The following is a 9,271-nucleotide window of genomic DNA, read 5'->3' on the forward strand; positions in this document are numbered from 1 at the left end:
AATGTTTTACAAAGGTTTTTTGTTTGGTTTTGTAATAACGTTTTTTATATCTTCTTATGGTTTTAAAGGAATTTTATTTTTAATTTGTGTTTTGATAATTCCAAATATAATTAAAAATTCTGCACTGATGTTTGCTTTTGTGATGTCTTCTTGTTTTAAAAGTTCAATTCAAAAAAATAATAAAAATAAATATGGTAAAGTGAGAAATTCCTCTTTTTATCTTAGATATACAATATATATAGTAATAGCTTTTTTATTTAATGTTATGGGGATATGTTTTGAAAGTTATATTGCTCCGATGCTTATGGTATTATTTTCTTCTTCTTTTTTATAATAACATTAATATTTATATTTTACTTTAATAAATATTAAAAGGGAGGAGAAAATTATGTTAAAAAGAATAAGTTCTATAGTATTAATATTTGCTTTTTTGTTTAATATTATGCCTATTTTTGTAAAAGGGGCAGAAGAGGAAAAAGTAGATTTGAACATAAAAAGTAAGGCTGTAGTTTTAATGGATTCGTCAAGCGGAAAGGTTTTGTATCAAAAAAACATGAATAAGAAACTTCCTTTGGCAAGCGTTACAAAAGTTATGACGATACTATTGATATTAGAAGCCATTGATAATAAAACCATCAATATGTCCGATATGGTTACAATATCAGATTACGCAAGTAACATGGGAGGGAGTCAGCTTTATCTTGAACAAGGAGAGATGCGAAGTGTTGAAGATCTTTTGAATGCAATTATAATTGAAAGTGCAAACGACGCTTGTGCTGCAATGGGAGAATTTATAGGGGGGAGCATTGAGAAATTTGTTCTTATGATGAATGAAAAAGCAAAGAGTCTCGGAATGAAAAATACTCATTTTGTAAATTCAAATGGGCTTCCCGTGGATAATCACTATTCAAGTGCTTATGATATTGCATTAATGACAAAAGAAGTGTGTAAGTATCCTGATGTTTTTAAAATAAGTGCCACTTGGCAGAAAACCATAAAAATAGGTAAAAATAATGATAAAGAGAGACTTCTTAATAATACAAATAAACTTTTAAAAATGAATGATAATGTTGATGGGTTAAAAACAGGGTATACAGCTGATGCGGGACACTGTATTTCTGCTACGGGTAAAAAAGGAGATCTTCGTCTTATTGCTGTTATTTTAAATGCTCCCGATTCAAAAACAAGATTTGAAGAAGCAAACAAGCTTTTAAACTATGGTTTTAGCAATTACAAAGGAACAAATATTGTAACTAAGGGAGGAGAGTTTGGAGAAATTAAAATAAACAAAGGTTATGAGGATAATGTTAAGGTAGTTGCAAAGGATAATTTTACGGTTTTAAGCGGTAAAAATGAAAATGAAAAATATACAACCGATATAAAATTAGATGGTATCGTTATGAATGCACCTGTAAAAGAAGGTCAAAAAGTAGGGGTGATAAATATAAAAGAAGGAAGTGAGTTTATAGGAAGCGTGGATCTTGTTATAGAAAAAAATGTTGAAAAAGTAAACATGATAACATATGTGTTAAATATGTTTAAAGAATTTATAGTTATATAGTTTTTATATTTTATAACATAAATTTATCAAAAATAAAATCCCGAAATATATCGGGATTTTTTATGTTAGTTTAATTTTAAATTTTTTGAATGTTTGTATATTCCCTTTATAGCCTGTTCGTTATTGTCTGTTTGTACACATCCAAGTGCGTTTTTAGGTTTAAAACTTCCGTGGAAATCACTTCCGCAAGTGTAAAATAAATTATTTTCTATTGCATAATTTTTGTATTTTTCACTTTGTTCATTTGTATGTGATGTATAATATGCTTCAACACCATCAATTCCATATTCTTTAAGCTCATCAAGTATATGTATTTCATCTTTTATATCGACTCCAGGATGAGCTATTACACAGGCTCCACCTGCATTTTTTATAACTTTTATTAAATCTTTACTACTTGGCATATAAGTAGGGGCATAAAGTTCTTTGCCTACTCCGAAAGCTTCTCTGGAAAGAGTTATTATGCTTTCAATATTTGGCTGTAATCCATGTATTAATCGGTGGTTTCTGTTTTCTTCTTCAATTAATATAGCATGAATATATGCTGATAAAAGAGGTATATCGCCTGTTGCATAATCAAAAACCTCTTTTTCATTTATTTTTAGTCCTTTTTCTCTAATTAAATCAATTTGTTTTTGTATACCGTCTTTTCTTCCTTGCCATATTTTATCTATTTCTTCATTTAAAGCTTTATCTTCTACATCTATTCCATATCCAAGCATATGAAGAAGTTTACCATTGTGTGAGACAAATATTTCCGTTGCAGGTATAACGGTTATGTCTTTGTTTTTTGCGTATTCTAAAGCTTTTTTTACGTTTGCTATGCTTTCATGGTCTGCTATTGCAATATATTTAAGTCCTTCTTCAATTGCCATATCAATTATTTTTTCGACTTCTACTTCACCATCAGAACTTGCGTTTGAATGGATGTGTAAATCTATTTTCATAATAATTCCCCTTCCAAATGTGTTTGGTTTTGACCTGTTATTTTTACATTTACTATTTTATTAAATATGTCTTTTTCGCTTTTAACTTCAACATATATATAATTTTCACTGTAACCTTCGTAAATATTATCGCTAAGTTTCTTTTCAATTAATACTTTTTGGGTGCTTCCTTTCATATTTTCTAAAAATTCATGTCTTTTTTTAAGCATTATTTCTTTTAATTCTTTTGCTCTTTTACTTTTTGTTTCTTTTGTGTTTTGGTTTTTCATTGTACTGGCAGGTGTTCCATGTTTTGGTGAAAATGGGAAGATATGAATATATGAAAATCCAATTTCTTCTGCGAATTTTTTTGTTGTTTCAAAATCTTCATCATTTTCATTTGGGAAACCAACTATAATATCTGTTGTTATTCCGGGATTATCGAAATACTTTCTTACTTTTGTTACTATGTCAAAGTATTCTTTAGTGTTGTAATGTCTGTTCATTTCCTTCAATGTTTTATCACATCCGCTTTGAAGAGAAATATGGAAATGAGGACAGAAAGATTTAAGTTTGCTTAATCTTTCTAGAAAATTATCGCTTAATAATTTAGGTTCCAGTGACCCAAGTCTTATTCTGTCAACCTGGTTTTGGTTATCAATTATTTCAAGTAATTCTATAAGGTTTTCTCCTGTGTCTGCTTTATATGATGCAATGTGGATACCTGTGATTACAACTTCCCTATATCCTCTTTTGCTTAGTTCTTCAATTTGATTTAAGACTTTTTCAACTGATGCATTTTTTAATACGCCTCTTGCGTAGGGGATAATGCAGTAAGAACAAAACATATTGCATCCGTCTTGAACTTTTATAAAAGCTCTGCTTTTGCCTTCATATGTTGTAATTCCTACTTTATCAAAATCTTTACTGTCTTCTTCTATGTTATATACTTTATTTTTACTTAATTTGAATTCATTAATATAATCTATAATTTTTTCTCTTTTATGGGTTCCGCATACGATATCCGCACTTTCTACTTTTTGTGCTTCTTCAAAGTTACTTTGAGCAAAGCATCCTGTTAATACTGTTATGGCATCTTCGTTTTGGTGCTTTAATCTTCTAACAATTTGTTTGCTTTTTCTTTCGCTTTCGTTTGTTACCGCACAGGTATTTATAACATATACATCGGCTTTTTCATGAGCATCAACTATCTCGTATCCGTTTTCTTTGAATAATTCTATCATTGCTTGTGTATCGTAACTATTTACTCTGCAACCCAGAGTGTAAAATGCTGCTTTCAAAATGTATCTCCTTTTTTTCTGTTTGTTTTATTATATCACAAATTAAAATATAATGCATTTGTAAAATGTATTACAAATGTAACAATTTAATTAAACTTTACATTACAAAAGTATTAAAAATTATTGACTATAAAAAAAATGGTGGTATAATATAGGTAATGATAACGAATTAATAAAGGAGATTTTTAAAATGAGCAAAATGAAAAGAGCCGTTGTTTACGGACCAGAAGATTTGAGAATTGAAGAAATTGATATTCCTGTTCCTGGTCCTGGTGATGTGGTAATCAAAAATGAAATATCGCTAACTTGCGGTACTGACGTAAAAAGTTATAAAAGAGGATATCCTCTTATGACACCTCCTTTCCCTTTGGGACATGAATCAAGCGGAACTGTTTATGCTGTAGGAGAAAATGTAACAAAATTCAAAGTAGGAGATAGAGTTGTTTCTCATAACTCAGCTCCATGTAATGAATGTTATTTTTGTAAAAAAGGACTTCACTCAATGTGTGAAGATTTAATTATAAACAACAAAAATAACAGTGCCTTTGCTCAATACATATTGATTCCGGAAAGAATTGTAAATCAAAATATGTTCCATATTCCTGATGATATGAGTTATAGACAAGCAGCATTATTGGAACCATTCTCTTGTGCTGTATATGGAACAGCAAATGTTCCTGTAGAACAAGGTGATTATGTTGTTGTTAACGGATGTGGACCAATAGGTTTAATGTTTGTAAGATTATTATATTTGAAAGGTGCAAGAGTTATAGCTTGTGATATGAGTGAAAATAGACTTGAAATGGCTAAAAAACTTGGTGCATTTGATATTGTAGATTTAAACAAAGTTGATGATCAAATACAAGCAGTAAAAGATTTAACACCTGATAAGAGAGGTGTTGACGTGGCTGTTGAAGCAACAGGACTTGCAAAAGTTTGGGAACTTGCAATTCAAATGGCAAGACCTGGCGGATTTGTTCTTTGCTTCGGTGGTACAAAAGCAGGAGATACAATAACAGTTGATACAAAATTACTTCATTACAGCCAAATTACAATTAAAGGCGTTTTCCATACAACACCTTTATATGTAAATCAAGCATTTGAGCTTTTGAAAATGCATGTTATTGACGAAAAAGATTTTGTTCAAAACGAATATAAACTTGATGATTTGGAAAAAGCTCTTATTGAACATTCTGAAGGTAAAGTTATTAAAAACTTTATTACATACAATTAAAGTCTATTTGTTTTCTTCAAAGCAGGTCATTTTATATGACCTGCTTCCTATTGCATTTTTTTCTTTTTATAAAATTTCTCCAATGTTTCTATAGATTTTTTATGGTGTGCATGTACGGTTTGATAGGTTATTGATAAATCTTCTGAAATTTTACTCCATGTTTCATAATTTAAATAATGTTTTTTCATTATAAGTTTATCAAGTTCACTTTCAAGAGAATTTATAATATTGTTTACGTCCATTTTATGTTTATATAATGTATTTATTTCCTTTATAAGCTGTTGTTTATATAAAATTAAATTAATTATGCTTTCTGTCTTTTTGTCTTCGTTTTTTTCTGTTTTTATTCCACTTTCATTTATATATGAAGAAATCCTTTCTATGTACATTTCACACTCTCTTATTTGATTTGTGGTATATTCTATTTTTTCGTTCATAAGATATGGTTTTGATAATTTTTCTTTAATATTCATTTTTCCACCTTTAATTTAATTTTATTTAAAAAGGACTTAATAAATATGTTTTATCAAGTCCTTAATTTTTTCATTATAATGTTAGCATAAAGGAGATATAAAAATATATAAATTTGTCGAAAAAGTTTAAAGGTTTTATTATTTAAAATATTTTTTTCTTTTCTTTGTCTTCTTGAACCATTCTTAATACTTCTCCGAAACGTTGAAAATGAACGATTTCTCTTTCTCTTAAGAATTTTAAAGTGTTTATTAGAAGAGGGTCATCTGTCATTTTTATTAAGTTTTCATAGGTTATTCTTGCTTTTTGTTCCGCAGCCATATTTTCATACATATCTACTTCTGGATCTCCTTTTGAGCCTATATAACTTGCAGTCCATGGCACACCGTCTACATTAACATAGAAAGGATTGCATCCATGTTCTATGTTGTATCCTCCAAGACCGCTGTTTATAAGCTCGTCTTTGGTTGCTCCCTCAACGAGTTTTGAAAAAATAGTTCCTATCATTTCAAGATGTCCAAGTTCTTCGCTTCCTATATCTGTAAGTGTGGCGGTACCTTCTTTAAGCGGCATATAAAACCTTTGTGTTAAATATCTTAAAGACGCACCAAGTTCACCGTCAGGTCCGCCGTATTGTGTTAATACGTTTTTTGCCATTCTCAAATCTTTTCCCGAAACTGTAACGGGATGTTGCAACATTTTTTTATAAATCCACATTATTCATTATCCTCCCAGTTCATGTTTTGAGCGGCCCAAGGACCTTCTATATATTTCCAAAATCCCTCACTGCTACCTGTATTGTCAATAGGGTTATTGAATTTTTCATAAGCTTCGTTTACTTCTTTTAATTTCTTTGAATATTCGTTGTGTCTTTTTAGTACATCCATGTCCCCTGGATGTGTATTTAAATAAAGAGCGGTATCTTGAGTTGCAAAAGTATATATTTTTATTTTATTGTAAATTTCTTCCATGCTCATATTATTTATATTTTCGTTATTATTTGTTCCGTCTGCTCCGCTGCATCCGTGTCCCATATCTATTTGCATACTGTATCACTTCCTTTTAAATTTGTGTTAAATGGTGAATATAAAGCTTCAAACATTGTTCCTTTTTTCATTAAACCTTCTTGTGCATCATACATATCGCTGTTTAATTGAAATGGCACATATGCATTTGCAACTTTTGGAATTATAGGCATATAAGGAACCATTGGTTTGTAATTTCTTTCATTCAATTTTAAATCCTCCCGATAAATTTGATTTCAATATAATATATTCATTTATTTTTTTATTGTGATAAATTAAATTTAATTGTCGCAATTTTTTGTAAATTTTTATGTTGATAATGCTTTTAAATGGGTTTATAATATTTTTTAACGTATAGGAGGAAAAATGGAAAGTAATATTACATTTGATGAAGCCTTTGAAATATTAAAAAAATACAATAAAGATATTTTTCATATAAGACATGCAATTACGGTATCTTCGGTTATGGGGTGGTACTGTGATAAATTAGGTATAGAAGATGAAAAAAATTACTGGGAAATCGTAGGACTTCTTCATGATGTTGATTTTGAATTATATCCAAATGAACATTGTAAAAAGGCCGTTAGTATATTAAAAGAAGAAAACGTAAATGATGATATAATACATAGTGTTTGTTCTCACGGTTATGGAATATGCTGTGATATAGAGCCCACAGATAAAATGGAAAAAGTTTTGTTTGCAATAGATGAGCTTACCGGGATAATAAATGCTGCTGCTTTAATGCGTCCTTCAAAAAGTACAAAAGATATGCCCCTTAAGAGCTTAAAGAAAAAATTTAAAAGCAGAGGTTTTGCTGCAGGGTGTGACAGAGATGTTATACAAAAAGGTGCAGAAATGATGGGTGTTGAATTAAATGAACTTTTAAGTGACACTTTGGAAGCTATGAAAGCAAATGAAGACAGAATAAATGAATTTATGGAAAATTTTGAAAAAAATTTATAAAAGAGAGGTAATAATATGAAAGTAGTATCAACAAAAAAGGCTCCTGCCGCAATAGGACCATATTCACAAGGAATTATAGTAAATGGCATGTTATATGCATCTGGTCAAGTTCCTATCATTCCTGAAAGCGGAGAAATAATGGAAGGAGATATTAAGGTTCAAGCTAAAAGAGTTTGTGAAAATATTGGTGAAATTTTAAAAGAAGCAGGAAGTGATTTTTCTAAAGTAGTAAAAACTACTTGTTTCTTAAGTGATATTAATGACTTTAATGATTTCAACGAAGTATACAGCGAATATTTTGTAAGCAAACCTGCTCGTTCATGTGTAGAAGTAAGCAAGCTTCCAAAAGATGTTTTAGTTGAGGTTGAAATAATAGCTTTAGTTTAAAAGGATGATTCTTTCATCCTTTTTTATTATTTATATGATAAAAGTTTATAATATGTGGTATCATAATTTTAATGAGGTGATAGGATGTATTATAGAGTTTCTAATGTACTTGAACAAATAGACAGTATAGAAAATTTATCTGAAAGTGAAGATGTTTTAGTTGTTTTAACCCTTGAAGAGTGGAAAGAAACATGTAAACAAAATGCCATATATACTTATTATATAGATTTTGAAAATATTAGTTTTTCAAAGTCTGAAGTATATAAAGATATAATAGCGGGAACATTTTTTATTCCTAAAAAGGGAGAAGAATGTTTAAATGGTAAGTTTGGGTATTATCTAAAAAAACATAGGATTTATTTTATTGATAATGATAATATAGTTCTTCCAATTATTGAAAAAATAAGTAAACAAAGACAGTGGAAAAATCCATCAATAGCTCATTTTTTATATGATTTTTTGGATATTTTAATTAGTGAAGATTTAAATTACTTAGAGCATTTTGAAAAGAATATAAATAACCTTGAGGATAAAGTTCTTGACGGCGATTTAAGAAATTTTAATTATCTTATTGTTTCTATGAAAAGGCAGCTTTTAGTCCTTAATAATTATTACGATCAACTTATAGATATGGGACTTGTTTTTGAAGAACATGAAGAGGATATATTCAATAATTCTTATAAAGGACTTTTTAAAATTTTTACGAATAAAGTCAGCAGGCTAAACTCTAAAGTTGATACATTAATGGAGTATACCAGACATCTTAGAGATTTATATCAAGCTCAAGCTGATATCAGGCAAAACAAGACAATGCAGACTTTAACAGTTATTACGGCTGTGTTTTCTCCACTTACGTTAATTGTAGGGTGGTATGGGATGAATTTTAAATATATGCCGGAACTTACATGGAGGTATGGATATTTTTTTGTAATAGCTCTTAGTTTATCCGTAGTGGGACTTGGATATTATCTTATAAAGAAGCATTTTCATTAAATGGAGAAGAGTATGGATTATAATGTGATAATAAACAGAAAAAAAATTAAAAATGTTTATATAAGAGTTGATGATAATGGAAATGTGGTTGTAAATGCAAATAAAAGGGTAAAAGATAAATATATTTATGATTTATTAAATGAAAAAGATGATTGGATTCAAAAACGTTTAAAAGCTATAAATAATAAAAGTGAAGTTTATGATATTAATGGAAGAAAAATTTCTGTATTCGGTAGAAAGTATATAATAAAAGTAATTAAAGATAAGAAAAACAAAATAGAATTAAAAGAAAATTATTTTTTCCTTTATACAAAGTATGATGATATGGAAAGTATGGTAAAATTAATCAATAAATATTTAAAAGAGTTGTTTTTAGATAATTTAAACTGCTATATTATTAAAGAATGTAT

The 9,271-nt window shown here is 28.9% G+C and carries 13 protein-coding genes; 7 read left to right on the forward strand and 6 right to left on the reverse strand.

What is annotated here, in order from left to right; all coding sequences use genetic code 11:
• Together FGQ49_RS09520 and FGQ49_RS09525 are read left to right on the forward strand one after the other, a co-directional pair.
• The coding region (locus FGQ49_RS09520) for a stage II sporulation protein M (RefSeq protein WP_138269636.1) at window positions 1-334 on the forward strand (334 nt) is incomplete at its 5' end.
• A gap of 54 nt (window positions 335-388) precedes the next feature.
• Window positions 389-1,561: a D-alanyl-D-alanine carboxypeptidase family protein gene (locus FGQ49_RS09525; RefSeq protein ID WP_138269637.1), complete on the forward strand. Its 1,173-nt coding sequence runs from the start codon at window positions 389-391 to the stop codon at window positions 1,559-1,561.
• 65 nt (window positions 1,562-1,626) lie between these two features.
• Here FGQ49_RS09525 and FGQ49_RS09530 read toward each other — a convergent pair whose 3' ends face one another.
• Entirely contained in the window at window positions 1,627-2,508 is an 882-nt protein-coding gene (locus tag FGQ49_RS09530; RefSeq protein WP_138269638.1) for a PHP domain-containing protein, read from the reverse strand.
• The gene (gene mtaB / locus FGQ49_RS09535; protein ID WP_138269639.1) at window positions 2,505-3,788 is read right to left on the reverse strand and encodes a tRNA (N(6)-L-threonylcarbamoyladenosine(37)-C(2))-methylthiotransferase MtaB; all 1,284 of its coding nucleotides are present in this window, start codon (window positions 3,786-3,788) and stop codon (window positions 2,505-2,507) included. The genes FGQ49_RS09530 and mtaB overlap by 4 nt, the downstream gene beginning before the upstream one ends.
• Before the next feature lie 199 nt (window positions 3,789-3,987).
• Here mtaB and FGQ49_RS09540 point away from each other — a divergent pair, with 199 nt between their 5' ends.
• A complete protein-coding gene (locus FGQ49_RS09540) occupies window positions 3,988-5,022 on the forward strand; it encodes an alcohol dehydrogenase catalytic domain-containing protein (RefSeq protein WP_138269648.1) in 1,035 nt (344 codons plus the stop codon).
• A gap of 47 nt (window positions 5,023-5,069) precedes the next feature.
• Here the strand turns inward: FGQ49_RS09540 and FGQ49_RS09545 are convergent, their stop codons facing one another.
• The 4 genes from FGQ49_RS09545 to FGQ49_RS09560 all read right to left on the reverse strand — a co-directional run bounded on the left by FGQ49_RS09545 (window position 5,070) and on the right by FGQ49_RS09560 (window position 6,727).
• Window positions 5,070-5,495: a hypothetical protein gene (locus FGQ49_RS09545; protein WP_138269640.1), complete on the reverse strand. Its 426-nt coding sequence runs from the start codon at window positions 5,493-5,495 to the stop codon at window positions 5,070-5,072.
• A 142-nt stretch (window positions 5,496-5,637) separates the two neighbouring features.
• Window positions 5,638-6,210, reverse strand: coding sequence for a manganese catalase family protein (locus FGQ49_RS09550; RefSeq protein ID WP_138269641.1), 573 nt, complete (start codon window positions 6,208-6,210; stop codon window positions 5,638-5,640).
• Window positions 6,210-6,539 carry a spore coat protein CotJB gene (locus FGQ49_RS09555; protein WP_138269642.1) on the reverse strand — a complete coding sequence of 110 codons (330 nt, stop codon included), beginning with the start codon at window positions 6,537-6,539 and terminating at the stop codon, window positions 6,210-6,212. The genes FGQ49_RS09550 and FGQ49_RS09555 overlap by 1 nt, the downstream gene beginning before the upstream one ends.
• A complete protein-coding gene (locus FGQ49_RS09560; RefSeq protein WP_138269643.1) occupies window positions 6,530-6,727 on the reverse strand; it encodes a spore coat associated protein CotJA in 198 nt (65 codons plus the stop codon). Before FGQ49_RS09560 ends, FGQ49_RS09555 begins: the two co-directional genes overlap by 10 nt.
• 157 nt (window positions 6,728-6,884) lie before the next feature.
• Here FGQ49_RS09560 and FGQ49_RS09565 point away from each other — a divergent pair, with 157 nt between their 5' ends.
• The 4 genes from FGQ49_RS09565 to FGQ49_RS09580 all read left to right on the forward strand — a co-directional run.
• Window positions 6,885-7,481, forward strand: coding sequence for an HD domain-containing protein (locus FGQ49_RS09565; RefSeq protein WP_138269644.1), 597 nt, complete (start codon window positions 6,885-6,887; stop codon window positions 7,479-7,481).
• 15 nt (window positions 7,482-7,496) lie between these two features.
• Window positions 7,497-7,868: a RidA family protein gene (locus FGQ49_RS09570; RefSeq protein ID WP_138269645.1), complete on the forward strand. Its 372-nt coding sequence runs from the start codon at window positions 7,497-7,499 to the stop codon at window positions 7,866-7,868.
• An 84-nt stretch (window positions 7,869-7,952) separates the two neighbouring features.
• A complete protein-coding gene (locus tag FGQ49_RS09575) occupies window positions 7,953-8,861 on the forward strand; it encodes a magnesium transporter CorA family protein (protein WP_138269646.1) in 909 nt (302 codons plus the stop codon).
• A 12-nt stretch (window positions 8,862-8,873) separates the two neighbouring features.
• Window positions 8,874-9,271: YgjP-like metallopeptidase domain-containing protein (locus FGQ49_RS09580; protein WP_171020673.1), on the forward strand; the 398-nt coding region annotated here is incomplete at its 3' end.

The sequence above is a fragment of the Anaerofustis stercorihominis genome, assembly GCF_005844425.1.
In the GTDB taxonomy this organism is placed as follows: domain Bacteria; phylum Bacillota; class Clostridia; order Eubacteriales; family Anaerofustaceae; genus Anaerofustis; species Anaerofustis butyriciformans.

What these genes read in the sequence shown, in the direction of transcription:
- FGQ49_RS09525 (WP_138269637.1), top strand. Translation starts at nt 389, where the DNA reads ATGTTAAAAAGAATAAGTTCTATAGTATTAATATTTGCTTTTTTGTTT.
- FGQ49_RS09530 (WP_138269638.1), bottom strand. Translation starts at nt 2,508, where the DNA reads ATGAAAATAGATTTACACATCCATTCAAACGCAAGTTCTGATGGTGAA.
- FGQ49_RS09540 (WP_138269648.1), top strand. Translation starts at nt 3,988, where the DNA reads ATGAAAAGAGCCGTTGTTTACGGACCAGAAGATTTGAGAATTGAAGAA.
- FGQ49_RS09545 (WP_138269640.1), bottom strand. Translation starts at nt 5,495, where the DNA reads ATGAATATTAAAGAAAAATTATCAAAACCATATCTTATGAACGAAAAA.
- FGQ49_RS09550 (WP_138269641.1), bottom strand. Translation starts at nt 6,210, where the DNA reads ATGTGGATTTATAAAAAAATGTTGCAACATCCCGTTACAGTTTCGGGA.
- FGQ49_RS09555 (WP_138269642.1), bottom strand. Translation starts at nt 6,539, where the DNA reads ATGCAAATAGATATGGGACACGGATGCAGCGGAGCAGACGGAACAAAT.
- FGQ49_RS09565 (WP_138269644.1), top strand. Translation starts at nt 6,885, where the DNA reads ATGGAAAGTAATATTACATTTGATGAAGCCTTTGAAATATTAAAAAAA.
- FGQ49_RS09570 (WP_138269645.1), top strand. Translation starts at nt 7,497, where the DNA reads ATGAAAGTAGTATCAACAAAAAAGGCTCCTGCCGCAATAGGACCATAT.
- FGQ49_RS09575 (WP_138269646.1), top strand. Translation starts at nt 7,953, where the DNA reads ATGTATTATAGAGTTTCTAATGTACTTGAACAAATAGACAGTATAGAA.